Here is a 24,292-nt window from a genome sequence, read left to right on the forward strand (position 1 = left end):
GCGCCGCATCGGAGCACGATGCTATGCCGCCTTCTTGCTCTCGGCGAGCTGCGCCAGCTGCCGCATGATCTCGGTGGTGCCGACCAGACGCTCTTCCGGCGTCTCCCAGTCCTGCAGAAACACCACCTTCATGTCGGGCCGAACCTTGGCGGCCTGGCCGTAGCTGCGGATGAACGTCACGAGGCGATCGGGATAGGCGAAGGAATTGTCGCGGAAGACGATGACGGCGCCCTTCGGACCGGCGTCGATCTTCTCGACGTTGGCCCGGCGGCAGAACGCCTTGATCGCGGCGACCTTGAAAAGGTAGCGCACCTCGTCCGGCAGCACGCCGAAGCGGTCGCGCATCTCGGCGCCAAAGTTCTCGATCTCCTCCTCGGTGTCGAGATCGGCGAGGCGCCGGTACAGCGACAGCCGCACCGAGAGGTCACTGACGTAATCCTCGGGAATGAGCACGGGCATGCCGATCGTGATCGACGGCGACCAGCGGTCGGCGGCGGGCTCGGACACGCCGGCCTTGAGGTTGACGATCGCCTCCTCCAGCATCGACTGATAGAGTTCGAAGCCGACCTCCTTGATGTGGCCGGATTGCTCCTCGCCGAGCAGATTGCCGGCGCCGCGGATGTCGAGGTCGTGCGAGGCGAGCTGGAAGCCCGCACCGAGCGTCTCCAGCGATTGCAGCACGGTGAGCCTGCGCTCGGCCTGCGCCGTGATCTTCTGCTGCGCCGGCAGCGTGAATAGCGCATAGGCACGCAGCTTGGAGCGGCCGACGCGGCCGCGGAGCTGATAGAGCTGGGCGAGGCCGAACATGTCGGCGCGATGCACGATCAGCGTGTTGGCGTTGGGAATGTCGAGACCGGACTCGACGATCGTGGTCGACAGCAGGATGTCGAACTTGCCGTCGTAGAATGCGGTCATGATGTCCTCGATCACGGCGGGCGGCATCTGCCCGTGCGCGACCGCAACCTTCATCTCCGGCACATTCTTGTCGAGGAAATCCTTCACCTCGGCGAGATCGTCGATGCGCGGCACCACGTAGAACGCCTGGCCGCCGCGATAACGCTCGCGCAGCAGCGCCTCGCGGATCATCAAGGGATCGTGCGGGGCGACGAAAGTGCGCACCGCGAGGCGGTCGACCGGTGGCGAGGCGATGATCGAGAGCTCACGCACGCCGGTGAGCGCCAATTGCAGCGTGCGCGGGATCGGCGTCGCCGATAGCGTCAGCACATGCACCTCGGAGCGCAGCGCCTTCAGCCGCTCCTTGTGGGTGACGCCGAAATGCTGCTCTTCGTCGACGATGACGAGGCCGAGGTCACGGAATTTGATGGCCTTGCCGAGCAGCGCGTGGGTGCCGACGACGATATCGACCGAGCCGTCGGCAATGCCCTTCTTGACCTGGTTCAGCTCCTTGGTCGCGATCAGCCGCGAGGCCTGGGCCACATTCACCGGAAAGCCCTTGAAGCGCTCGGTGAAGGTTTTTGCATGCTGGCGCGCGAGCAGCGTGGTCGGCACCACGACCGCAACCTGCTTGCCTTCGAGCGCAACGGCAAAAGCCGCGCGGAGCGCAACCTCGGTCTTGCCGAAGCCAACGTCGCCGCAGATCAACCGGTCCATCGGACGGCCGAGCTCGAGGTCTTTCAGGGTGGATTCGATGGCGCCGAGCTGATCCTCGGTCTCGTCATAGGGGAAACGTGCGCAGAATTCGTCATAGAGGCCTTGCTGCACCGGCAGCTTGGGTGCCTCGTGCAAATGGCGCGCGGCAGCGATCTTGATCAGCTCGCCCGCGATCTCGCGGATGCGGTTCTTCAGCTTGGCCTTGCGGGTCTGCCAGCCGCTGCCGCCGAGACGATCGAGCTCGACCGTGGTCTGGTCGGAGCCGTAGCGCGACAGCAACTCGATGTTCTCGACGGGGAGGAACAGCTTGGTCTCGGCGGCATAATGCAGCTCGAGGCAGTCGTGCGGCGCGCCGGCGACGTCGAGCGTCTGCAGGCCGACGAAGCGGCCGATGCCGTGATCGACGTGGACGACGATGTCGCCGGCGGTGAGGCTCGTCACCTCCGAGATGAAATTGTCGAGCTTGCGGCTGGCCTTGCGCGGCCGCACCAGGCGGTCGCCCAATATATCCTGCTCGCTGATGACAGCGATCTCGTCGGTCTCGAAACCGCTTTCGAGGCCGAGCACGGCAAGCATGGTCTCGTTGCGCGGCGTCGCCTGCACCGTGCGCCAGGCGTTGACGCTGGTGGTGTGGGTCAGCTTGTGGTCGCGCAGCATCGAGGTCATGCGGTCGCGCGAGCCTTCGGTCCACAGCGCGATCACCACCTTCTTGCGCTGACCCTGCAAGGCCATCACATGCGCGACGACGGATTCGAACACGTTGACGGTGCTGTCGTTGCGTTCCGGCGCGAAGTCGCGGCCCTTGCGCGCGCCGGCATCGACGACACTGGTGCCGTCGGTCGGCACGGAGAACGGCGTCAGCCGCGCCAGCGGGACATCGCCGAGGCGCCTGCCCCACTCCTCGTCGGTCAGATAGAGCCGGTCAGGCGGCAGCGGCTTGTAGATGGCGCCGCCACCGGGATGCTCCATCGCGTCGCGCCGGGCCTCGTAATAGTCGAGGATCTGCTTGAAGCGCTCGCGGACGGCATCCTCGGCCTGCGGCTCGATCGCGACGGTCGCTCCCTGCAGATAGTCGAACAGCGTGTCCATCCGGTCCTGGAACAACGGCAGCCAGTGCTCCATACCGGGATGGCGGCGGCCCTCGCTGACGGCCTCGTACAACGCATCGTCGCGCTCGGGCGCGCCGAACTCGGCGACATAGCCCATGCGGAAGCGGCGGATGGTGTCGGTGACCAGCTGGAATTCGGAGACCGGCACGAGGTCGAGCGAGCGCATGTCGAGCAGCGTGCGCTGCGTCTCGGCATCGAAGGAGCGGATCGATTCCAGACTGTCGCCGAAGAAGTCGAACCGCACGGGCTGGTCGAGACCGGCCGGAAACAGGTCGAGGATGCCGCCGCGCACGGCGTATTCGCCGGGCTCGCGCACCGTCGAGGAGCGGTTGTAGCCGTTGTGCTCGAGCCAGGCGACAATGGTGTCCATCGGCACCACATTGCCCGGCGCCACCGACAGCGCCTGCGCCGCGACGAGGTCGCGCGCCGGCACGCGCTGCACCACCGCGTTCACGGTGGTCAGCACGATCAGCGGCTTGTCGCTGCCGGTCAGCGAGGCCAGCCGCGCCAGCGTCGTGAGGCGCTGTGCCAGGATGCCGCCATGCGGCGAGACACGGTCATAGGGCTGGCAGTCCCAGGCCGGAAAGGTCAGCACCGGCAGATCGGGCGCGAAGAAGCGCAAGCCGCGTTCGAGCGACTGCATGCGCGCGCCGTCGCGGCAGACGACCGCGAGGCTGACCGCGGGCTTCTTCGGCCGCGCGGCGATGGCGCGCGCGAGATCGGAGACGACGAGGCCCTCGGCGCCCTCGGCGACATTGGCAAGCGTCAGCGCGCGGCCGGGCGTGAGCAGCTCGGCCGGAGATTTCATGCCCTGCTTCATGCGTCGCGTTCCGCGATCGGGAACGCCCTGATGCGGGCAAACAGCGCGCCGGTGACGTCGGCCGGCAGCACCTTGTCGCCGGTGATGGCGGCATAGAGATCGGGATCGTTGACCTCGAGCAGCCGCTCGAGCTCGCCGAGCTCGGCGTCGGACAGATTACCGATCTCGGAATCCGCGAAGCGGCCGAGGATCAGGTCCATCTCGCGTGTGCCTCGGTGCCAGCAGCGGAACAGAAGCCGCTTGCGGCGGTCATCCAGCCCGCTGCTCGATCGTGTCGTTCCCGTCATGTCTCAAATCCAGTCAAACGCAGAAAGCCCGGACGTGCCGGGCGGGGCTGATATAGCCACTCGGGGTGGCCCTGTCAGCCCTTTGTTGTTGCAATTGTTTATGGTCGTCATAGCCGGGCTTGCCGTCTTCGCAAAGCTTCGCCGGCCTGCTATCGGAAGCCCGGCGAAGCTTTGCGGAGCCGGGACCCGGCAACCATCCTCTTGTGGATGTGCGGGTCGAGCCCGCGCATGACGATTGTTGCACGAATGCGCCCCAGCCTGCTCAATCCGCTGTTTGCTCCCGTGACCAGCCTGCCCGGCGTCGGTCCGAAGCAGGACAAGCTGCTGCAGTACCTGCTCAGCCGGAGCGAGACGCCGCGGCTGGTCGACCTCTTGCTGCATCTGCCGAGCCAGGTCATCGATCGCCGGGCCCGGCCGAAAATCCGCGACGCGGTGCAGGGAACCATGGTGACGCTCGAGGTCACCGTCGACCGCCACCGCCCGCCCCCGCCGCGCAACGCGCGCGCGCCCTATCTCGTGTACGCCAGCGACGATACCGGCGACGTCGTCCTGACGTTCTTCCGCGCCAAGCCGGGCTATGTCGAGAAGCTGCTGCCGGTCGGCGAGAAACGTTACGTCTCCGGCACGCTGCAGATGTATGACGGCATCCCCCAGATCGTGCATCCCGATCGCGTCCTCGACGAGGAGGCGATCGGAAAGCTCTCCGGCATCGACCCGGTCTATCCGCTGACCGAGGGCCTCGCGCTCGGCTCGCTGCGCCGCGCGATCGCGCAGGCGCTGCAAAAGCTGCCGGCCCTGCCGGAGTGGATCAGCCCGGAGGTGATGCGCCGCTGTAATTTTCCGCCGATCAACGAGGCGCTCAATCGCGTGCACCAGCCGGTCGAGCTCACGGACATCCTGCCGGACCAGCCGTTCTGGTCGCGCCTCGCCTTCGACGAGCTCCTGGCCGGCCAGCTCGCGCTCGCCCTGATCCGCGCGCAGTTGCGCCGCCCCGCCGGCGTGCGCAACGCCGGCGACGGACATCTGCGCAACAAGATCATCGACGCCCTGCCCTATGCGCTCACGCCGTCCCAACGCAGCGCTGCCGCAGCCATTGCCGACGATCTGAAACAACCGGTGCGCATGCTCCGCCTGCTCCAGGGCGACGTCGGCTCGGGCAAGACCGTGGTGGCGCTGCTGGCGGCCGCTGCGGTCGCCGAGGTCGGCAAGCAGGCCGCGCTGATGGCGCCGACCGAGATCCTGGCGCGCCAGCACATCAAGACTATTGCTCCGCTCGCCGAGCGCGCCGGTATGCGCGTTGCGATCCTCACCGGCCGCGAAAAGGGCAAGGAGCGGCGCGAGCTCATCGCGCAGCTCGCCGAAGGCGCGATCGACCTCCTCGTCGGTACCCACGCGCTGATCCAGGACGATGTCATCTTCAAGGACCTTGCGCTCGCGATCGTCGACGAGCAGCACCGCTTTGGTGTGCGCGAGCGCCTCGCGCTGACCTCCAAGGGCGAAGCCGTCGACGTGCTGGTGCTGAGCGCGACGCCAATCCCGCGCACGCTGGTGCTGACCTATTTCGGCGACATGGACATCTCCGAGCTGCGCGAGAAGCCCGCCGGCCGCCAGCCCATCGACACCCGCGCCGTCGCCATGAGCCGGCTCGGCGAGGTCATGGACGGTGTCGGCCGCGCGCTGGAGTCCGGCAAGCTGGTCTACTGGATCTGCCCGCTGGTCGAGGAATCCGAGGCGGAGGGCACCGAGCACCTCACCAACGCGACCAAGCGTTTCGAGAGCCTGCAAAAGCGTTTCGGCGACCGTGTCGGCCTCGTCCACGGCCAGATGAAAGGCACCGAGAAGGACCGCGTGATGGGCCAGTTCGCCGCCCACGAGATCGGGCTGCTGGTCGCAACCACCGTGGTCGAGGTCGGCGTCGACGTGCCCGCCGCGACCATCATGGTGATCGAAAATGCCGAGCGCTTCGGGCTTGCCCAGTTGCACCAGTTGCGCGGCCGCATCGGGCGCGGCTCGGAGGCGTCGACCTGCATCCTGCTCTACGCCGAGCCGCTCGGCGAGATGTCGAAGGCGCGCCTGAAGGTGATCCGCGAGACCACCGACGGCTTCCGCATCGCGGAGGAGGACCTGAAGCTGCGCGGCGAAGGCGACGTGCTCGGCGTGCGCCAGAGCGGCCTGCCCGGCTATCGCATCGCCCGCTCGGAAGTCCACGGCCAGCTCATCACCCAGGCCAGAGACGAGGCGCTGCGGATCCTGAAGGACGATCCGAAGCTGAAGGGTGAGCGCGGCGAAGCGCTGCGGTGCCTGCTGTATCTCTACGAACGGGACGAAGCGATCCCGCTGATCGGCGCGGGTTAGCTCGCGACTCTTTGGCGCCCGATCTCGTACGCCGCCACATGCGCCCGGGCGAGGTCCAGCAGCGGTGTGTCGACGCCGAGCGTACGGGCGCGATTGGCAATATCGCCCAAGATATGCTCCGCCTCGGTGATCGAACCGCGCTCGATATCGCGCAGCATCGAGGCCTTCAGCGGCGAATCCTTAGTGGTGAACAGCTTCCGGTCAAACTCGATGAACGAAGCGCGTGGCTCAAAACCTGAAGCCGTCGCGACGGAACAGCATTCCGCAAACAGGCGGAAAATTGACTGCTCGCCGTTGGGCACGGCCAAAATATCTCCGATACTCGCGCGCATCAGGCAGGTGATGCCGGCGACCGTGCTGAGCTGGACGAATTTCTCCCACATGTCGTGCATGATCGTTTCGCTGGCGCGCACATCGATGCCGGGAACCTGGAGCAAAGTCTCGAGCGCGAGCGCACGCTTGCTCAAGCTCCCCTCGATCTCGCCAAAGACAACCGTCTGATTGGCCATGAACTGAACGACACGACCATCCGCATCGAGCCCGGCACTGACGTTCGCGAGCCCGCCGAGGACGCGCGCGGCGCCGAACCTGGCGGTCAGAGCGTCGATATGCTTCAACCCGTTCAGAATGGGCAGGATCATCGTGTCGGCACCGACGGCCGCCGCAAACTGGTCCATCGCATCGTCGAGCGAGTACGCCTTCACGCCGACGAGCACGACGTCGAAGGGCTCCTTGAGATCGCTCGCCAGAAGAAGCTTCGGCTGCACGGCAAAGTCGCCGTGCGGGCTCACGACCTGCAATCCATTCCGCCGCAATTGCTCCGCCCGCGCGGGCCGCACCAGAAAGGTCACGTCGCCGCCCGCGCGGACCAGACAAGCGCCGTAGTAGCCGCCGAGTGCGCCCGCGCCGATGACCAGCACTCTCATTCGAACTCCTTTTACGAAGGAACGGCGTGCGGAGAGACAATAACAGATGGGCCTCGCGCCGTCTCCTCCCCGTCATTACGAGCGAAGCGAAGCAATCCAGATGGCCACAGTCGGAAGACTAGGCCTTCTTCTGCGCGATGCGCGCAGCAAAGGCCTTCATCAGGTCCGCATCCACCGCATCGCCCTTCGCATCTGCCGCCAGATGCTCGAACCAGCGCGCAAAGCCCTCGTAGATCTGGCTGGCCGGATGCTCGGGCCCGAGGAATCCGGAAATCTCCCGCATCTCCGCGACCCAGCGATAGGCTTTCGGAATCATGTCGGGCAGCGCGACCTCGAGCCGGGCCAGGACCGCAGGCTGGCTCAGCGCAAGCTCGTCGCGCAGCGCATCGGCCGCACCTGCCTTCGTTGCCGCGATCACCATGGCCGAGCCGATGCCGGCGAGACCCTTGACGATGCCGGCGTAGGACATTTTGAGCGCCGAGGCCGCGCCGACCGGGCCTTCGACGATCCGCACGTCGAGGCCGAGATCCTTCAACACGGCGACGTCCGCGGCGTACTCGCCGGACATGTAGAAGGCCGGGCTCTTGCCACCTGGCTGCGGCGGGAAGCCAATGATGCCGGCATCGACGAACGGCGCCTGCGCCGAGCCGATGATCTCCTCGATCCGTTGCACGGTATCGACATTGACGGCGTTGCAATCGACCACGACCGGCTTCTTGTCGCGGCGAACGATCAGCGCCGCCAGCCGTTCGGCCAACGCCACGGCCTCGCCCGGCGGCACGATCGAGAGGATGATGTCGGCGTCCGCGATCGCCTCGTCCTCGGCGCCGACCATCCCGGCATCGGCCGCGCGTTTCAGCGTCGCCTCGCTACGTCCCCTCAAGGACGTCAGCACGCGCGCACCGTTCTCGCTGAGGCGGCGGGCCACGGCGCTGCCCATGGCGCCGGGCGCGAGGATCGCGATCGTCTTTGACGTCATTTTGGACATCATGCACTCCAAATCGAATTCCGAGCGAGGCGCTCAGTTCGACCGGAGATTAGCAGAGGCTACGAACGCCTGCGTGAATGCGGCCATCCCTCGCGGGAATGGCCCTACTCCACTTTCGCAGGCTGGCGCGTGGACGCGTTGGCGATGCGCGCGGCGTTGGCCACGCCCGCGAGGGCGGCGGCCTTCTTCGGATCGGGTGCCGAGCCCGGTTGCACCACGCCGGCCGACATGATCAGCGTCGCGGCATCCTCGGCCGTGAGGTCGACCTCGATGACCTTGCTCTTCGGAACATAGAAAAAGAAGCCGGTGGTCGGGTTGGGCGAGCACGGCAGGAACACCGAGACGTGCTCTTCCTGTCCCGGCAGGCTGCGCGCGATGTCCTCGTTCGGCGATTGCGAGATCAGCACGATCGACCACATGCCGGGCGATGGAAACTCGACCAGGCCCACTTTGCGGAAGCTCGAGCCCTTGCCCGAGAACAGCGTCTCGAACACCTGCTTCAAGCCACGATAGATCGCGCGCACGGCGGGGATGCGGCCGAGGAACGTTTCGCCGACGTCGACCAGCGTCCGGCCGATCAGATTGGCGGCGAGGAAGCCGACCAGCGTCAGCGTGAAGAATGCGACAACCAGTCCCCAGCCGGGAATGACGTACGGCAGATAGGTTTCCGGCCGGTAGGCCAGCGGCACGAACGGCCGCACCACGCCGTCGACCCAGGTGACGAACCACCAGACGAGATAGAGGGTGATCGCGATCGGCCCCGTCACGACGAGGCCGGTCAGGAAATAATTGCGGAAACGACCCATCATGCCGGTATGCGGTTCCGGGACGGGATCAAGAGGCGCAGGCGCGTCGTCGCGGGGGGTCATTCGGGTTCCAGGTCGGTCGCTACGAACAAGCTAGGGTCTTCTAGCAGGTTTTGGAAGACTGCGACCGACCGTTATCCCTTCTGCCTATTCCACGGTCACCGATTTCGCGAGGTTGCGCGGCTGGTCGACGTCGGTGCCCATGACGACTGCCGTGTGATAGGCGAGCAGTTGCACGGGAACGGCATAGACCATCGGCGTGAACGCCGCCGCCATGTCGGGCATGACGATGGTGACGAGCGACTCGACCGTCGCCTCTTCGGCGCCCTTGGCATCGGTCATCAGGATGATGTTGCCGCCTCGGGCGGCGACCTCCTGCATGTTGGACACAGTCTTCTCGAACACGCGGTCGTGGGGCGCGATGACGACCACCGGCATGGTCTCGTCGATCAGTGCGATCGGCCCGTGCTTGAGCTCACCGGCGGCATAGCCCTCGGCGTGGATGTAGGAGATCTCCTTCAGCTTCAGCGCGCCTTCGAGCGCGAGCGGGAAGCTGGTGCCGCGGCCGAGATAGAGCACGTCGCGGGACTTGGCGATCTCACGCGCGAGCTTTTCGATCTGGAGCTCGGTGGTGAGCGCATCCGACATCAAACGCGGGACCTCGACGAGACCGTGGACGAGCTTGGTCTCGTCCTCGTCGGACAATTCGCCGCGCGCCTTGCCCGCCGCGATCGCAAGGTTTGCCAGCACCATGAGCTGGCAGGTGAAGGCTTTGGTCGAGGCGACGCCGATCTCGGGACCGGCGAGCGTCTGCAGCACGGTCTCGCTCTCGCGCGCGATCGTCGAGGTCGGGACGTTGACGACGGCCACCGTATGCGCGCCTTCGGCCTTGGCGTAACGCAGCGCCGCGAGCGTGTCCGCGGTCTCACCGGATTGCGAGATGAAGATGGCGAGATCGCCCTTGCGCAGGGGCGCCTCGCGGTAGCGGAATTCGGAGGCGACATCGACCTCGACCGGCAGGCGCGCAAAGCGCTCGAACCAGTACTTGGCGACGAAGCCGGCATAGCTCGCGGTGCCGCAGGCGGTGATATTGATGCGCTGGATGGTCTTGAAGTCGAACGGCAGCTTCACCGGCAGCGCGACGCGCTCGGTCGCCATGTCGACGTAGCGCGCCAGGGTGTGACCGACCACCTCCGGCTGCTCGTGGATCTCCTTGGCCATGAAGTGGCGGTAATTGGCCTTGTCGACCAGCGAGGTCGAGGCGGCATGCCTGATCTTGTCGCGCTGGACGGGGTGGCCATCCTTGTCGAAAATCGTGGCGCTCTTGCGCGTCAGCACGACCCAGTCACCGTCCTCGAGGTAGCTGATCGTGTCGGTGAACGGTCCTAGCGCGATGGCATCCGAGCCGAGATACATCTCGCCGTCGCCATAACCGATCGCGAGCGGCGGGCCGTTGCGGGCGCCGATCATGAGGTCGTCGTCGCCTGCGAAGATGAAGCCGAGCGCGAAGGCGCCGCGCAAACGCGACAGCGTCAGCTTGACGGCTTCGACCGGCTTGTTGCCTCGCGCGAGCAGATCGTCGACGAGGTGCAGCACGATCTCCGTGTCGGTCTCGGTGTGGAACACCGTGCCCTTCTTCTCGAGTTCCTCGCGCAGCTCGCGGAAATTCTCGATGATGCCGTTGTGGACCACGGCCACGCGTTCGGTCGCATGCGGATGGGCGTTGTTGACGGTCGGCTTGCCGTGGGTGGCCCAGCGGGTATGACCGATGCCGGTGGTGCCCTTCAGGGGCTCTGCTTCGAGCCGCTTCTCCAGATTCTTCAGCTTGCCCTCGGCGCGGCGGCGCTCCAGGTGCTTGCCTTCGAGTGTGGCGACGCCCGCGGAATCGTAGCCGCGATATTCGAGACGTTTGAGCGAATCCACCAATTGCTCTGCAACCGGCTCGCGCCCGAGAATGCCGACAATTCCGCACATGCGGATCAATATCCCCCAAATCTTCGAAAAATCGCCTAAACGACGCCCTCGGTTTTTAGCGAAATTCCGAGGGAACCAGATACTCAATAATTATTGCTGATTGAGACAGCATGGCTGCGCCACCTCTGCTTCGCCTGCGGCGGATTGGCCGACCTTAGACCGCGCACATTAACTCGTTGTCAATAAGTTTGACCAACGCTTCCCGCTTGGGAGGAAGGTCATGAATGGCTCGTCTGACCGCAAAGGTCTGTCATCGATGTACGTGCACGCCAGCGAGACCACCGGCACGCATCTCGCGCATTGGCCGCCGCCCCTCCGTGGCAAGGAAAAGAAGCCGGTTTTCGTCAAGCACCCCGAGGGCGAGCCCGTGAAGCGCGCCAAGCCGCGCGGCTGGCGCCTGACCCGCGCGATCTTCTCCGAATTCGCCGATGACGACTAGCGGAAGCGCTACCACCCCACCACAAGGGCAAACACGAGGAAGACGAGGAGCGCCCAGAACGCGAGCCCGATGACGAGGGCTACAATCTCGGGCGGCTCGCGCTCGTTCATTTCCCACAGCAGGGATCGCCCCGTCCCCGTGACCAATGTGTCGATCAGAAAACTGATCAGATCGCGGACAAAGCGAGAGGACACGGCCGCTGGCGCTCACTTCTCCGGCTTCTTGCCGCCCGTCTTCAACTCGCGATAGCGCGTGGCGCCGCCTTCCCGGATGGTCTGCTGGTTGCGCTCGAGCGCCATGGCATCGTCGGGCACGTCGCGCGTGATCACCGAGCCTGAGCCGATATAGGCGCCGTTCCCGATCTTCACCGGTGCGACCAGCGAGGAGTTGGTGCCGACGAAGGCGCCCTGTCCGATCACCGTCTTGTGCTTCTTGAAGCCATCGTAGTTGCAGGTGATGGTGCCGGCGCCGAGGTTGGAATTGGCGCCGACGGTGGCATCGCCGACATAAGAGAGATGATTGACCTTGACGCCGGCCTCCAATATCGCCGCCTTGGTCTCCACGAAATTGCCGATGCGCGCGCCATCGCCGAGCGAGGTGCCCGGACGCAATCGCGCATAGGGGCCGATCGAGACCTTCTTGCCGAGCGTGGTCTCGACGATATGGGAAAAGGAATGGATCACCGTGCCGTCCGCGATCGAGACGCCGGGGCCGATCACCACGAACGGCTCGATGGTCACGTCCTTGCCGAAGGCGGTGTCGGCCGACAGGTACACCGTCTCCGGCGCGATCAGCGTGACGCCGGCCTCCATCGCAGCTTTGCGCAAGCGCGCCTGCATCACGCCTTCCGCTTCCGCGAGCTGCGCCTTGGTGTTGATTCCGCGCACCTCGTCTTCGCTGGTTTCGATCACCACGGCCTCCCATCCCTTGTCTCGGACGATGCCGACTGCGTCCGTCAGATAATATTCGCCCTTGGAATTGGCATTTCCGACCTGACCGAGAATGTCGAGCGCGCGGCGCCCGTCGATCGCCATCACGCCGGCATTGCACAGATCGATCTTGCGCTCGGCTTCACTGGCATCGGCCTGCTCGCGGATCGCGACCAGGCGGTCACCCTCGACGATGAAGCGGCCATAGCCGGTGGGATCGGCGGCGCGAAAACCGAGCGCCGCGATTGCCGCCCCCCTGGCGAGCGGTGCACGCAGCCGCGCGAAGGTTTCGGCCGAGATCAGCGGCGTATCGCCGAACGCGATCAGGAGATCATCCGCGCCCCGTGCGATCGCCTCGCGCGCTGCCAGCACGGCATGCGCGGTGCCGAGCCGCTCGGCTTGCACGAAGGTGAGCGCGTCGGGGCGGATGCGCCGCGCCTCATCGGCCACCGCCTGATGGTCGGGACCGATCACGACGGCGAGCGCGGTGCCGGTTCCCTTCGGTGCGGCGGCGAGCACATGAGCGAGCAGGCTCTGATGTGCGACGGGATGCAACACTTTCGGCAGGGTCGATCGCATGCGCGTGCCTTCGCCGGCGGCGAGCACGATCGTGAGGCTTGAGCGGGCGGTCATCGCAATCCTGACAGATAAAACCGAATCGATGGTGCGGCGGACGGCAGGCCGTCCTGATGCTAACGTCTTAGCTACCCCCGCAAACGCCCGGAATTCAAGTGCGGTACTCTTTTCCTGTTAATGTTCCCTGATTGATTCGGGGAAGCTAGACAGGGCTGGGCACTTAACGTTCATGGCAAAGGATTCCGACCCACTGGCGGATGCCTTCGGGACCAAGGAGACCGGCGGGCTGTTCTCCGGACTATTGGCCGAGGAAAGCGGGTTCGACCGCCGCATGATGTGGCGACTGGGCTCGTGGGGCGTGGCGGCGGTGGGGGCCGTCGTCGTCGCCGTGATGGCCAATCAGGCCCAGCTCGGCTGGCGCCGCGACCAGGTTGCATCGGCCGATCTCACGCGCCAGGCCGACCGGCTCCAGGTGCTGACCAAGGAGAGCCAGAACGAAGCGCGCCGGCTCGCCGCTGCCATCGAGACGCTGAACAGCGATCGTGACCGGCTTTATTCGCGCGTCACGGTGCTGGAGCAGGGCCTCGATTCCGTCACCGGTGCCATCGCCAAGCAGACGGCCGCTCCGCCGCAGGCAGCAAAGCCGCAGGACGCAGCGCCTCCCCCCGCAGCGCCCAGCGTCGCGCCAGTCGCCTCGACGCCGGCACCGGCGAGCGAGAAGCCGCGCGCCGAGGCCGCCGCTCCGAAGGATGCGCCGAAGGAAGCTTTGAAGGAGCCGTCGAGCCCGCCGCCGCAGACCGCGGCTGCCGCCTCGCTCGTGCAGCACCAGTCGGCCCTGAATTCGACGCTGCCGACCATTCCGCTGGTGCCGTCCAAGTCGATCATGGCGCCGCCGGATCCGGCCGCCTCGAAGCTGATCCAGCCCGAGCCCACTGAGAAGTCCGCCGAGAAAGCCGTCGAGAAAAAAAACGAGCCTGCGCTTGCCACGGCTGCGGTCACGAATCCTGCCCCGACCGAGGTCGCTGCGGCCGCAACGAAACCGCCGGAAGCCGCCGAGACCGAAACTCCCGCGATCGCAGTCCAGCAGACGCGCTTTGCGCTCGACCTCGGCGGCGCCAACTCGGTCGACGGCCTGCGCACGCTCTGGCGCGGCGTGACCAAATCCAATCCGGAAGTCGGAGCGTTGCGGCCGATCATCATGATCAAGGAAGGCACCAGCGGCCTCGGCATGCAACTCCGTCTGGGTGCCGGCCCCCTGATCAACGCCGCCGCCGCTGCCAAACTCTGCGCGGGCCTCACCGCGAACGACCGCCATTGCGAGACCACCGTGTTCGACGGCCAGCGCCTGTCGATGCGCGGCGGCCAGGAAAAAGGGCCGGACAAGGCACAGGAAAAGACTCAGGACAGGGTTCAGGAGAAGACCTCCGAGAAGAACCAGGACGCCTCACCGCAAGCCGAAATCGCGCCCGCGGCGAGCGCAAAGCCCGAAAAGCCGCAGCGCCGCCGCAGCTACTCCTCGAAGCGCTCGAAGCGCGAGGAGCCTGCGCCAGCAGCACCCCCGGCCCAGCCGGCGCCAGCAAAACCCGAAGCGTCAGCATCTCCCTCTACGGGATCGACGCTGTCGTCCTTCTTCAGAAGGTAGGTCTTGTTCAGAAGGTAGGTCTTGCGCTCATGCCGGGCTGAGTCTGCCTTCACCTGAACATGCGGTGAATGCCGGCACCTTCTTGCGCGCACAGCTGGACTTAAATTTCAGCCCACCAGAGAGACCAGCCCTCGATTGCCAAGTTGTCCCGGTCTTGAACCGGAGCAGCCGACGCGCAGCCGTTCGGGCCTCGTCTCCATGACCAAGGGAGAAATACACGTGAAGAAGTTTATCATCGTGACGGCCGTCCTTTTGGCGGCATCCCCGGCGCTCGCGCAAACGACGAAATCGCCGGGCGCATCGAGCAACGCGCCGGGTCAGCAGATGCAAAATACGACGAAGCCTTCGACGGGACCCGGCGCTTCCGAATACGCGCCTGGTCACCAGACCAATACCACCAAGGGGCCCGGCCATTCGGAAAGCGCGCCTGGACAGAAGATGCAGAACACCACGGGCTCGAGCACAAGCAAGAAGTGACGGTGCGCGGTGCGAGTTCGTTGAACTCTACAAACGGCGCCGACCCGGTCGGCGCCGTTGCTCTGTCGATCGGCCCGGCGCCGCCGCAAGAAGATCGACGCTGGTTTCGAGCCGTGGGCGCATGCGACCATCGGACGCTCCAACCCGAGGCATTCTTTCGCAGGACTTCTGCGTTCTCGTTCCCGATATGCCCGACCGAGCGTGCCTTATTCCGAAACCCACAGGCTCCGATGAACGAACTGGATGATGTGCTGAGGCTTCTCGTTGCGGCCGGGACAGGGCTGCTGATCGGCATCGACCGCGACATGAACGACAAGCCGGTGGGAATGCGGACCCTGTCGCTGGTCGCCCTGGGATCCGCGCTGGTCTCGATCTCCGTGATCGAATTCCAGAATCTGCGGGACCACCCGGATGCGATCTCCAGGGTGATCCAGGGCGTCGTTGCCGGCGTGCTGACCGGCGTCGGCTTCATCGGCGCAGGCGTCATCCTGCACGACGCCAAGGCGAAGACGGTCCATGGCCTCACCACGGCGGCGACCGTCTGGATTGCCGCGGGCCTTGGGATAGCCTGCGCATTGGGCGCCTGGCTGCTGGTCGGCGCCGCGATCGCGGTCACATTGCTCGTGCTGTTCGCGCTCGGCTGGGTCGAGCGCCGCCTTGGCTTGAAATAGCCTTTCGAGATCGTGCCCTTTCAAATCCCCTTGGCGTCGGTCTGCGTTCGCAGCTCGCGCGCCGAACAGAAACATCCCCCTGCCCTGTTGCCTGCCCGCGCCATCCCGACCATATTGCCCCCATGACAAAGAAGCCCTTCCGCCTCACGCCCTACCAGGTGCAGTTCCTGATCGTCGTCGGCTTTGCCAGCGTCGGCATTGCGTTCTATCTGCGCTACCTCGCGATCGAACTGTCGCAAGTTGCGCTCGCCTGCGACGCCGGACTTCAGACCCTGACCTGCAAGGGGCGCTCGGTCTCGACCGTGCTGTTCAAGAATTCGGTGTTCGGAATCGTGGCGCTGGTGGTGGCGACGCTGAACCTGATGCGGCCGTCGATCGTGCTGCTCACCGTCGGCGTCATCGCCGCCGGCCTCGGCATCGTGCTCTACAACGTCGTGCTGTCGGGCCTTGCGGTCGGCCTGTTCATTCTTGGATTTGCTCGGCCCGCGCCCGCCACAGCGTGAGCGCGAACAACAGGTAGATCGCGCAGGTCCACAGCGACTGCCAATTGTCGCGGCCTTCGTTGATGAGCACGAAGACGGCCGACAGCGCCAGCAGCCCCGCGAACACCGATTCCGCGATCGGACGCTGGCCGATCTGCGGCCGGTTCAGCATCAAAAGCGCAAACGGCACCACCGCCATCGTCAGCGACGCGTAAGGGAAATCCTTGTAGCGCGCGTCGAACACGAAGCCGAGCGCGGTCGCGGCCGCGATCACCGCCGTCACTGCCAGCGTCAGGCCGAGCACGGCGGTGAGCTTCGACCATTTGCGGCCCTCGCGCGGGCCGAGCAGGTCGAGGAAGGTCGGAAGACTGCGGCCGATCACCATCGCCTGCGCGCACAAGATCGGCGACAGGATTCCGGCCAGGAGCAGCGCGCCCCAGAACAGCCAGCCGCCGATGCCGTAGCTCTCGTAATACATCTTGTCGGCGCCGATCCCGAGCAGGATGCCTGCCGTCGTCGCCGAGATGCCGACGCCGAGCCAGGCCGAGAAGCGCGGCGTCCAGGGCCGCCGGCGCAGCGTGATCAGCGCGACCGCGAACACCAGCACGCTGAGCCCCATGCCGGCGCCCATGTACCATTTCCAGTACGGGAAATTGCTGATCGGCTGGCCCGGCGGATATTTCAGATTCCGCCCCACGGAATCGTAGAGGCCCCAATATCCGCCGACGGTGCCTTCCAGCTTGCGCTTCCACGGCTGGTCATAGGACTCGATCAGGTTGACGCGGAATTTCTGGGCCTTCGCGAGGGCCAGGATCTCGGACACCACCCGCGCCTGGTTGGTGCGCGACGGCAGCGCGCCCTCGCGCATGCGTCCCTCGCTCGGCCAGCCGGTCTCGCCGATCAGGATCTCCTTGCCCGGAAACGCCACCGCCATGCGCTCGCGGATGGTCTCGACATGTGTGCTGGCGAATTTCGCCTTCACCGGCACATCCTCCCAATAGGGCAGGATGTGAATGGTGACGAAGTCGACGGCGTCATAGACCTCGCGGTTCTTCAGCCAGAACTCCCAGACGTCGGCATAGGTGACGGGAACGCTGACCCGCGCCTTCACCGAGCGGATGATGGAAACGAGGTCGGCGGTCGTCATCTCGCCGCGCAGCAGCACTTCGTTGCCGACGATGATGCTGGTGATGACGTCGGGGAATTCTTTTGAAAGCCGGACCGCGAGCGCGGCCTGCTCGAGATTCTTGGTGCGGTTACTGGAGAGCCAGATCCCCTGCAGCACTTTCAAACCGCCGACCTTGGCGGCGATGGCCGGCACCTGATCGAGCCCGTTCTCCATCGAATAGGTCCGGACGCAGTCGGTGATCTCCTTGAGCTGGCGCAGGTCCTGCTCGATCTGCTCGGCGTCGATATGGGTCCAGGACTCCAGCGGCGTCTGCTCGCCGCGGAACGGCGCGTAGGAGACGCATTGGACCTTCTCGGCGGGATCGATCGGGGCGCGCGCGAGCGTGATCGGCGTCGCCAACCACCACCACACGGCAGCAATCGCACCCAGTGAAACGAGCAACAGCGCCAGTGGCGTACGAAGAGAAATCGGTTCCGTCCTCCAGAAGGGTCCGTCGATTACCTGCTTGCACGCCGTCTGCCAAGGGGGTGTCCGGGTGGGGATTTAAGCCTCCCCCAAGGGAATCCGGCTGCGGCTGTTCGACCGGGACCTAGCATCGTGACTTTGCTGGACAAAATTCGAAATACAGGTCATGGACTCGGAAAGACTTTTCCGCCGCATTGGAGACCCATTTGGACGCCATCACCGGCGCGTCCGCGGGATCCTGACGCGGACGGCCAGCGGATACATTGGGGAATTCATGCGGCAACGGGTGTTCGAGTCACGAAATGCGGTCCTGCGGCAGTTCGCCGCCACCTTGGCCGTTTCCTGCCTTCTCGTTCTCGCCGGTTTCGGTAGCGCCTCCGCCCAGAGCGGCAGCCCCACGCCCGACCAGGGCAAGGCCGCCGCCCAGCCCGCCGACGCCGCCGCCAAGGACGCCGCCCAGAACCAGCGTCGCACCGACGAATTCGCGGAAGCCGCCCAGGTCATCAATGGCCCCGCCGGCAATCCCGAATGCGTCTGGCTCGGCCGCCGCGTGGTGCGCCTGATGTGGCGGGACGACCTCGACACCGCGTTCCGCCATCTCGACCTCTACGATCGTTTCGGCTGCCCCGGCGGCCACATCCAGGCCGCGTTCCGCTGCCTGACCCGCTTCGGCGGCCAGATCGACCCCAAGGTCGCCGAGACCCTGGACAGCCGGGTGCACGCCTGCTGGATCAATCCGGCCTCCCAGCCGCAGCAGGCGGCGGCGAGCGGCGCCCAGCCGGCCGCGTCGGCTGCCAGCAATGCGCAACCGCAGCCGGCCGCCAGCCCCTCGCCCGCGGCAAGCCCGACGCCGGCGCCCCAGAAATAGCCGCGAGCGTTTCAGCTGCCGTTCAGGAACGATCGGTCATAGAGACGGTTGGCACTGCCACGCGTCTTCAGAAAAGGCCATGCCCTCATAAGGACATGAGGCCATGACAGTTGAGAAACCGCGCGGCAGAGGTATGCTCCCTTTGCCGCGGACTTGGTCGGATCTCGGGGTCGGATCCGCTGCCCTGCCCCCTCAGCCCCTTTTGGTTTAGCCGCGATGCGCGTTGTCGCCGCCGTTCTGTTGCTTGTGTCAGCGCTCCACGCCGGCATCTGGGGAGTCATGCGCGACAGGGAGCCCGCGCCTGATTTCAAGGGCCTGTTGCCTAGCGTCTCCTACGCGCCGTTCGAGGGCTCGGCCCATCCCGACATCGACAACATTCCGACCGTCGAGAAAATCCGCGCCGACCTGAAGACGCTGTCGACCATGACGCGCGCGATCCGCCTCTATTCGTCCACGGGCGGCGTGGAACTGGTGCCGCCGATCGCGGCCGAGTTCGGCCTCAAGGTCACCGTCGGCGCCTGGATCGACAAGGACAAGGACCGCAACGAGCGCGAGATCAAGGCCGCGATCGAGCTCGCCCGCAAGAACAGCAACGTCGTCGGCGTCGTCGTCGGCAACGAGGTGATCTACCGCGGCGAGCAGAAGGTCGAAGACCTCATCGGCATGATCAAGAAGGTCAAGGGCGCGGTCCGCGTGCCCGTCACGACCGGCGAGATCTGGAACATCTGGCGCGACAATCCCGACCTCGGCTCCAACGTCGATTTCATCGCCGCCCACGTGCTGCCCTATTGGGAGAACTTCCGCTCGGACCAGGCGGTCGACCAGGCCGTCGACCGCTACAATCTGTTGCGCAATCTGTTCCCCGGAAAGCGCATCGTGATCGCCGAGTTCGGCTGGCCCAGCCAGGGCTACAATTTGCGCAACGCCGATCCCGGCGCGTTCCAGCAGGCGCTGATCCTGCGCAACTTCGTCACCCGCGCCGAAGCCATCGGCATGGAATACAACATCGTCGAAGCCATCGATCAGCCCTGGAAGTTCTTCGAAGGCGGCGTCGGTCCGTATTGGGGCATCCTCAACGCCAGCCGCGAGCCGAAATTCGCCTGGACCGGCCCGGTAGAGAACCCCGATTATTGGAAGCTGATGGGCATCGCGCTGCTGGTCGGCATCCTGCTGTCGCTGCCGATCCTGCGGATCGAAAAGCCGACCGCCAGGCAGGCCTTCCTGCTGTCGGCGACCGCCAACGGCGTCGGCGCCTGGGCCGCGACCGTGTTCGCGTTCTGGAACACCCATTACTTCATCTTCGGCTCGGCCTTCGCGCTGACGCTCGGCATGATCCTGCTCGTTCCCCTCGTCCTGATCGCGATGGCGCGCATCGACGAGATCGCCGCGGTCGCCTTCGGCCGGCCGCCGCAGCGGCTGATCGCAAAGGACAAGCCGGTCGAGAACGTGCCCGAGAATTACTTCCCGAAGGTCTCGATCCACATCCCCGCTTATTTCGAGCCGGTCGACATGCTCAAGCAGACGCTCGATGCGCTGTCGCGGCTGAACTATCCGAACTACGAATGCGTGGTCATCATCAACAACACGCCGGATCCCGCCTTCTGGCAGCCGATCCAGGACCATTGCCGCGCGCTCGGTGAACGCTTCAAGTTCATCAACGCCGAGAAGGTGCAAGGCTTCAAGGCCGGCGCGCTGCGCATCGCCATGGACCGCACCGCTGTTGATGCCGAGATCATCGGCATCCTCGATGCCGACTATGTCGTCGATCCCGACTGGCTGAAGGACCTCGTGCCGGCGTTCGCCGACCCGCGCGTTGGCCTCGTGCAGGCGCCGCAGGAGCACCGCGACGGCGATCTGTCGATCATGCATTACATCATGAACGGCGAATATGCCGGCTTCTTCGACATCGGCATGGTCCAGCGCAACGAGCTGAACGCCGTCATCGTGCACGGCACGATGTGCCTGATCCGCCGCGCCGCGATGGACATGGCCGGCGGCTGGTCGTCGGACACGATCTGCGAGGATTCCGATCTCGGTCTCGCGATCCAGGAGCTCGGCTGGGTCACCCACTACACCAACCACCGCTACGGCCAGGGCCTGCTTCCCGACACCTACGAGGCCTTCAAGAAGCAGCGTCACCGCTGGGCCTATGGCGGCCTGCAGATCGTCAAGAAGCACTGGCGCCAGTTCTTGCCCGGCAAGAGCCGGCTGACGCCCGACCAGAAGCGCGAATATGGCCTCGGCTGGCTGAACTGGCTCGGCGCCGAAAGCCTCGGCGTGGTCGTGGCCCTGCTCAACCTGATCTGGGTGCCGATCGTCGCCTTCGCCGACATCGCCATTCCCGACAAGATCCTGACGCTGCCGATCATCGGCGCCTTCATCGTCTCGCTGGTGCACTTCCTGTCGATGTATCGCGCCCGCGTCGCGATCAAACCCGGCCAGATGCTGGGCGCGATGATCGCGGCGATGAGCGTGCAGTGGACGGTGTCGCGGGCCGTGGCGCAGGGCCTGATCACCGAGCACATCGCCTTCGCCCGCACCTCCAAGGGTGGCCTGAGCCGGATGTCGATCGAGTTCCAGGCGTTCTGGGAGGCCGTGATCGGCGCCCTTCTGCTGATCGGCGCCGGCGTCCTCGTCGCCACCAACAGCTACCGCCAGATCACCGAGATCTACGTCTTCGCCGGCGTCCTCGTGCTGCAGAGCCTGCCGTTCCTCGCCGCGGTCGCGATCGCGATCCTCGAGCTCAGCCGCATCAACTCGTTCCAATTCTGGCGCGACAGCGCGATCCGCTCCGCCGAGCTGATCGGCCTGCGCCCGGTGGCGCTGCCCCCCGTGGGCGCGCCGCAAGCCGTGCCGACCGAGGTGCGGCGGGAGACGAACTGACGGTGCCCGAACGCGGGCGCCCGGACCCCGTGATTAAAAGTCATGTAGTCTTCGGCGTGGATGACCGGCCGCCAATCAGCTTGAGACTCTCGAGCTAAGCTGCGGAGACGGCGATGGAATCCCCGCTCCTGCCGCGAGTTTCGGCAGCACCTCGCACTATTGACCTGCGCGGCCACTCCCCCTACACAGCGCGGGCCGACAGCATGATCCGGAAACGGCCGGTTTTCCCCGCAACGCAAGCCTAGGCGCTGCGGCAAGACATGCTTCTCGAATGTCCGAACAGGATGGCGATCACGTCAAGCCATCAGCGGCCATGGGAGCGCGTAGCTCAGCCGGTAGAGCACGTGACTTTTAATCACGGGGTCCTGGGTTCGAGCCCCAGCGCGCTCACCAAAATTACAGCAATATCAATATTTTACTAGCTTCAGAAGAGCTGGGACTTGTCTACAATCTCGCGAGCCAGTCTACAAACCTCATCTATCCGCGAGAATATTTTTCCTTCATCTTGAGATTGTTTCGGAAGGAACGACACAATTTGAAGCCGATGGGGAAAGATCTGCCAACGCGTCAAACACGCTCACGATCCTTCAATCACGTGCTCAACGAGATCTCGACGCGATAATAGTTCGCCAACTCGAGCAGACCGAGGAGCACTCTTCGGCCAACTCCCCGCAGAGCAGCTCGATGCCTACGTGCTCGTCGATGAGATGCTGATCCGGTCCAATAAGGCCGATCAGACTCCCGCGCGCTTCCGCTCTCGGCAAACCTAGCGGACTTGACCGGACTCGCTCGTGGCTCGATCCGGTCGCAAATGCCCCTGAGCGGACGTTCTCCAGCCCGCCAGTCCCTGTGTTCAATGTCCGCCGAACACCAACGTCTTGACAGGCAACACCAGCGCCTGAACGCGGAGGAGCGCAGCTTTCACAATGCCAACCGCATCAATCACCTTCAGTGCAAGAGCGTGAGCCGCGCTCAGCTTCCCAGACGAGATAAGGTCGCGATTGCTCGTGTATGCATTGACGATGCAGGTACTGCCCGGCGTGACATCGTCAAGGCCGCCTTTGTAGAGCGGTTCGAGGAAGACGAGTACGGAGCCGGGTTGGGCAATGTTCTGCGCTTCGAGGAGCTGCTCGCCAGCTCTGAACTGTCCGGCTGCGATGTAGTCCTGCACCGTCGTGACCACCATGGGGATGATCGTCCATGGCTTCGACATGCAGGTCGCCTCTGCGAGCATTCCCTCCTTCACGATTTGAGCCGCGATCTGGCCAAAGCCGGCCTGCAGGATGTTTTGTCCTGCTTCGGCCGGTATCAACACGCCGGCAGGCCGGATCAGCTGATTGACGACGTCGCCGGTGCGGACCAGAAATTGCTCGACGCGCCCATCGACGCCTGCGCGCACGACGGTTTTGTCGAGATCGACCTGCGCTTGGGCAAGCGCCGCTTCAGCGCTCGCCTTCTCCGCCGGCAGACGTGTCGTGACCTGCAGCGTCGCTGCCTGCTTCGTCGCGTTGGCGGCATCGACCCCCGACTGCCGCTGATCGACCAGGACCTGAAGTTTCTCGATGTCGCGTTGTGGCACGATGCCGGGATTACGGCGCTGCAGTTCGGACTTGACGTCGAGTTCGTCCTTGGCCTGCTGAAGGTTGGCTTTCGCCTCGCCGATCTGCGCCTCGGCCTTGGCCACGTCGGCCTCCGCCGCCTGCATGGCCGCATCGACCTCGGCGATCTTTCGCTTAGCGGTTTCCAGCGCAGCTGCCTGCTTCGAACTGTCGAGCCGGAACAGCACGTCGCCTTTCTTCACGTCTTGGCTGAAGCCGACATTGACCTCGGCGACGCGGCCGAAACCTTCGGGCAGGATCGGTATGGTGCGGAAATACGTCGTCGCTGTTGTCGTCTGCGGGTGGTAGTAGAAGATCAACGTGATCAGCGCGATTGTGAGCATGAGGCAACTCGTGATGCCCCATCTCAGCTCGTACCAGACAGAGTAGAAGGTGATCTCTATACCTAACCGTTTGCCCTGCCAGTACCTGCGAAACAAGTAGTCCGGCAGGATGGTGACTACCGAGCAGAGGAGAAGTTCAGACATTGCCCGTCCTCCCCGTCGCCTAACCCGTACTTGCAGCCTTGTCGGGTCGTCTCTCTCTCAGCGCGCCTTGGCTCAATCGCGCTTCTTTTGCGACCGCTCAAGGCGCAATCTTTGTGCTTTCATGCGCGCAATCTCTTCATGAAGCGCGTCCGTTTCTTGGTCGCGCCGCGAGGATTTCGGGGTATCCGCCTTGCGCAACTCATTGAGGGCCTTCTCAACCGAGAGCTTTTTGATTTTGGTCATGGACGTCACCGCTTAGATCTCGTCCGTCAAATCAGTTGCAGCCCCAAGAATTGCAAGGGGCTTGCGAACCGAATTGTCATCTGGCCTCGGCTGGCAACCTTGATCTGTATCAATTTTCCACGGACTGGCGGCATGCGGCCCGAGACGGCTTCGCCGTAGTGCAGAAAATGGGCTACCGCACAAGTCCATCCGCGAGGGCAAAGAGTGCAGCAAGGCCAGCAAAAATCGCTCCCCACGCACTCCATTGGCTTTGCCGGTAGACGAGACGGAGCAGTGCCTTTGGATCGTCGAGGCCGGCCCCCAGGCCGTGTTTAGCAGCAGTACGTCGAGTTAAACGGACCCGCGCCGACCCAAACCAAAAGACCGCGGCGGCGGCTGCCGAAATCTCGGCGAGCAATTCAAGCGTTAGATTTATCGACGGCATGATCTGGCGGCCAAATCCGGCAGGTGGACTTAGGCAACTTCGCTACGAGATCGCGTGACCGTGTAGTACGTGTGCGGTGCGCACAAAGCTCACCAGCATGAT

General features: G+C 64.9%; 19 protein-coding genes and 1 tRNA gene. 9 read left to right on the top strand and 11 right to left on the bottom strand.

Annotation, left to right across the window (positions count from 1 at the left end; all coding sequences use genetic code 11):
• Nucleotides 1–21: 21 nt before the first annotated feature.
• Both mfd and HAP40_RS20185 read right to left on the bottom strand, forming a co-directional pair.
• Nucleotides 22–3,540, bottom strand: a complete 3,519-nt coding sequence (mfd, locus tag HAP40_RS20180; protein WP_166816174.1) for a transcription-repair coupling factor — start codon at nucleotides 3,538–3,540, stop codon at nucleotides 22–24.
• The gene (locus HAP40_RS20185; RefSeq protein WP_166816173.1) at nucleotides 3,537–3,827 is read right to left on the bottom strand and encodes a succinate dehydrogenase assembly factor 2; all 291 of its coding nucleotides are present in this window, start codon (nucleotides 3,825–3,827) and stop codon (nucleotides 3,537–3,539) included. The genes mfd and HAP40_RS20185 overlap by 4 nt, the downstream gene beginning before the upstream one ends.
• A 246-nt stretch (nucleotides 3,828–4,073) precedes the next feature.
• On the opposite strand from HAP40_RS20185, the gene recG reads away from it, so the two are divergent.
• Complete coding sequence (recG, locus tag HAP40_RS20190; protein ID WP_166819435.1) at nucleotides 4,074–6,182, top strand: ATP-dependent DNA helicase RecG; 2,109 nt, start codon at nucleotides 4,074–4,076, stop codon at nucleotides 6,180–6,182.
• Here recG and panE read toward each other — a convergent pair.
• From panE to glmS, 4 genes are all read right to left on the bottom strand, one after another.
• The gene (gene panE, locus HAP40_RS20195) at nucleotides 6,179–7,108 is read right to left on the bottom strand and encodes a 2-dehydropantoate 2-reductase (protein WP_166816172.1); all 930 of its coding nucleotides are present in this window, start codon (nucleotides 7,106–7,108) and stop codon (nucleotides 6,179–6,181) included. The two genes, recG and panE, sit on opposite strands and share 4 nt — an antisense overlap.
• A 118-nt stretch (nucleotides 7,109–7,226) precedes the next feature.
• Nucleotides 7,227–8,087 (bottom strand): NAD(P)-dependent oxidoreductase, encoded by an 861-nt coding sequence (locus tag HAP40_RS20200; protein WP_246741070.1) that lies wholly within the window; start codon nucleotides 8,085–8,087, stop codon nucleotides 7,227–7,229.
• Nucleotides 8,088–8,200: 113 nt separating this feature from the next.
• Nucleotides 8,201–8,965: a DUF502 domain-containing protein gene (locus HAP40_RS20205; protein WP_166816170.1), complete on the bottom strand. Its 765-nt coding sequence runs from the start codon at nucleotides 8,963–8,965 to the stop codon at nucleotides 8,201–8,203.
• A gap of 84 nt (nucleotides 8,966–9,049) precedes the next feature.
• Nucleotides 9,050–10,876 (bottom strand): glutamine--fructose-6-phosphate transaminase (isomerizing), encoded by a 1,827-nt coding sequence (gene glmS / locus HAP40_RS20210; RefSeq protein ID WP_166816169.1) that lies wholly within the window; start codon nucleotides 10,874–10,876, stop codon nucleotides 9,050–9,052.
• Between the two features lie 220 nt (nucleotides 10,877–11,096).
• Between glmS and HAP40_RS20215 the strand changes: the two genes are divergently transcribed.
• The gene (locus tag HAP40_RS20215; RefSeq protein ID WP_166816168.1) at nucleotides 11,097–11,315 is read left to right on the top strand and encodes a hypothetical protein; all 219 of its coding nucleotides are present in this window, start codon (nucleotides 11,097–11,099) and stop codon (nucleotides 11,313–11,315) included.
• 8 nt (nucleotides 11,316–11,323) lie between these two features.
• On the opposite strand, the gene HAP40_RS20220 is transcribed toward HAP40_RS20215, so the two are convergent.
• Both HAP40_RS20220 and glmU read right to left on the bottom strand, forming a co-directional pair.
• A complete protein-coding gene (locus HAP40_RS20220) occupies nucleotides 11,324–11,509 on the bottom strand; it encodes a hypothetical protein (RefSeq protein WP_166816167.1) in 186 nt (61 codons plus the stop codon).
• A gap of 12 nt (nucleotides 11,510–11,521) precedes the next feature.
• A complete protein-coding gene (gene glmU / locus HAP40_RS20225; protein ID WP_166816166.1) occupies nucleotides 11,522–12,877 on the bottom strand; it encodes a bifunctional UDP-N-acetylglucosamine diphosphorylase/glucosamine-1-phosphate N-acetyltransferase GlmU in 1,356 nt (451 codons plus the stop codon).
• Nucleotides 12,878–13,049: 172 nt separating this feature from the next.
• Between glmU and HAP40_RS20230 the strand changes: the two genes are divergently transcribed.
• From HAP40_RS20230 to HAP40_RS20245, 4 genes are all read left to right on the top strand, one after another.
• Nucleotides 13,050–14,462 (top strand): hypothetical protein, encoded by a 1,413-nt coding sequence (locus HAP40_RS20230; protein ID WP_166816165.1) that lies wholly within the window; start codon nucleotides 13,050–13,052, stop codon nucleotides 14,460–14,462.
• A 219-nt stretch (nucleotides 14,463–14,681) separates the two neighbouring features.
• The gene (locus HAP40_RS20235; RefSeq protein WP_166816164.1) at nucleotides 14,682–14,939 is read left to right on the top strand and encodes a hypothetical protein; all 258 of its coding nucleotides are present in this window, start codon (nucleotides 14,682–14,684) and stop codon (nucleotides 14,937–14,939) included.
• Between the two features lie 230 nt (nucleotides 14,940–15,169).
• On the top strand, nucleotides 15,170–15,610 hold the full coding sequence (locus HAP40_RS20240; RefSeq protein ID WP_166816163.1) for an MgtC/SapB family protein: 441 nt from the start codon (nucleotides 15,170–15,172) through the stop codon (nucleotides 15,608–15,610).
• A gap of 122 nt (nucleotides 15,611–15,732) precedes the next feature.
• Entirely contained in the window at nucleotides 15,733–16,113 is a 381-nt protein-coding gene (locus HAP40_RS20245) for a hypothetical protein (protein ID WP_166816162.1), read from the top strand.
• On the opposite strand, the gene HAP40_RS20250 is transcribed toward HAP40_RS20245, so the two are convergent.
• A complete protein-coding gene (locus HAP40_RS20250; protein WP_166816161.1) occupies nucleotides 16,073–17,632 on the bottom strand; it encodes a beta-(1-6) glucans synthase in 1,560 nt (519 codons plus the stop codon). The genes HAP40_RS20245 and HAP40_RS20250 overlap by 41 nt on opposite strands.
• 328 nt (nucleotides 17,633–17,960) lie before the next feature.
• Between HAP40_RS20250 and HAP40_RS20255 the strand changes: the two genes are divergently transcribed.
• The 3 genes from HAP40_RS20255 to HAP40_RS20265 all read left to right on the top strand — a co-directional run bounded on the left by HAP40_RS20255 (nucleotide 17,961) and on the right by HAP40_RS20265 (nucleotide 21,830).
• On the top strand, nucleotides 17,961–18,554 hold the full coding sequence (locus HAP40_RS20255; RefSeq protein WP_166816160.1) for a beta-1-3, beta-1-6-glucan biosynthesis protein: 594 nt from the start codon (nucleotides 17,961–17,963) through the stop codon (nucleotides 18,552–18,554).
• Nucleotides 18,555–18,770: 216 nt separating this feature from the next.
• Complete coding sequence (locus HAP40_RS20260) at nucleotides 18,771–21,437, top strand: glycosyltransferase (RefSeq protein ID WP_166816159.1); 2,667 nt, start codon at nucleotides 18,771–18,773, stop codon at nucleotides 21,435–21,437.
• A 317-nt stretch (nucleotides 21,438–21,754) separates the two neighbouring features.
• Nucleotides 21,755–21,830, top strand: a tRNA-Lys gene (locus HAP40_RS20265).
• A 460-nt stretch (nucleotides 21,831–22,290) separates the two neighbouring features.
• On the opposite strand, the gene HAP40_RS20270 is transcribed toward HAP40_RS20265, so the two are convergent.
• Nucleotides 22,291–23,523 carry an HlyD family secretion protein gene (locus tag HAP40_RS20270; protein ID WP_166816158.1) on the bottom strand — a complete coding sequence of 411 codons (1,233 nt, stop codon included), beginning with the start codon at nucleotides 23,521–23,523 and terminating at the stop codon, nucleotides 22,291–22,293.
• A 72-nt stretch (nucleotides 23,524–23,595) separates the two neighbouring features.
• The gene (locus HAP40_RS20275) at nucleotides 23,596–23,766 is read right to left on the bottom strand and encodes a hypothetical protein (protein WP_166816157.1); all 171 of its coding nucleotides are present in this window, start codon (nucleotides 23,764–23,766) and stop codon (nucleotides 23,596–23,598) included.
• Nucleotides 23,767–24,292 lie beyond the last annotated feature (526 nt).

This window comes from Bradyrhizobium sp. 1(2017), from assembly GCF_011602485.2.
Taxonomy (GTDB): Bacteria; Pseudomonadota; Alphaproteobacteria; order Rhizobiales; family Xanthobacteraceae; genus Bradyrhizobium.

What these genes read in the sequence shown, in the direction of transcription:
- HAP40_RS20255 (WP_166816160.1), top strand. Translation starts at nt 17,961, where the DNA reads ATGCGGCAACGGGTGTTCGAGTCACGAAATGCGGTCCTGCGGCAGTTC.
- HAP40_RS20230 (WP_166816165.1), top strand. Translation starts at nt 13,050, where the DNA reads ATGGCAAAGGATTCCGACCCACTGGCGGATGCCTTCGGGACCAAGGAG.
- HAP40_RS20240 (WP_166816163.1), top strand. Translation starts at nt 15,170, where the DNA reads ATGAACGAACTGGATGATGTGCTGAGGCTTCTCGTTGCGGCCGGGACA.
- HAP40_RS20245 (WP_166816162.1), top strand. Translation starts at nt 15,733, where the DNA reads ATGACAAAGAAGCCCTTCCGCCTCACGCCCTACCAGGTGCAGTTCCTG.
- HAP40_RS20215 (WP_166816168.1), top strand. Translation starts at nt 11,097, where the DNA reads ATGAATGGCTCGTCTGACCGCAAAGGTCTGTCATCGATGTACGTGCAC.
- HAP40_RS20185 (WP_166816173.1), bottom strand. Translation starts at nt 3,827, where the DNA reads ATGACGGGAACGACACGATCGAGCAGCGGGCTGGATGACCGCCGCAAG.
- mfd (WP_166816174.1), bottom strand. Translation starts at nt 3,540, where the DNA reads ATGAAGCAGGGCATGAAATCTCCGGCCGAGCTGCTCACGCCCGGCCGC.
- glmS (WP_166816169.1), bottom strand. Translation starts at nt 10,876, where the DNA reads ATGTGCGGAATTGTCGGCATTCTCGGGCGCGAGCCGGTTGCAGAGCAA.
- recG (WP_166819435.1), top strand. Translation starts at nt 4,074, where the DNA reads ATGCGCCCCAGCCTGCTCAATCCGCTGTTTGCTCCCGTGACCAGCCTG.
- HAP40_RS20270 (WP_166816158.1), bottom strand. Translation starts at nt 23,523, where the DNA reads ATGTCTGAACTTCTCCTCTGCTCGGTAGTCACCATCCTGCCGGACTAC.
- HAP40_RS20260 (WP_166816159.1), top strand. Translation starts at nt 18,771, where the DNA reads ATGCGCGTTGTCGCCGCCGTTCTGTTGCTTGTGTCAGCGCTCCACGCC.
- panE (WP_166816172.1), bottom strand. Translation starts at nt 7,108, where the DNA reads ATGAGAGTGCTGGTCATCGGCGCGGGCGCACTCGGCGGCTACTACGGC.
- HAP40_RS20205 (WP_166816170.1), bottom strand. Translation starts at nt 8,965, where the DNA reads ATGACCCCCCGCGACGACGCGCCTGCGCCTCTTGATCCCGTCCCGGAA.
- HAP40_RS20275 (WP_166816157.1), bottom strand. Translation starts at nt 23,766, where the DNA reads ATGACCAAAATCAAAAAGCTCTCGGTTGAGAAGGCCCTCAATGAGTTG.
- HAP40_RS20200 (WP_246741070.1), bottom strand. Translation starts at nt 8,087, where the DNA reads ATGACGTCAAAGACGATCGCGATCCTCGCGCCCGGCGCCATGGGCAGC.
- glmU (WP_166816166.1), bottom strand. Translation starts at nt 12,877, where the DNA reads ATGACCGCCCGCTCAAGCCTCACGATCGTGCTCGCCGCCGGCGAAGGC.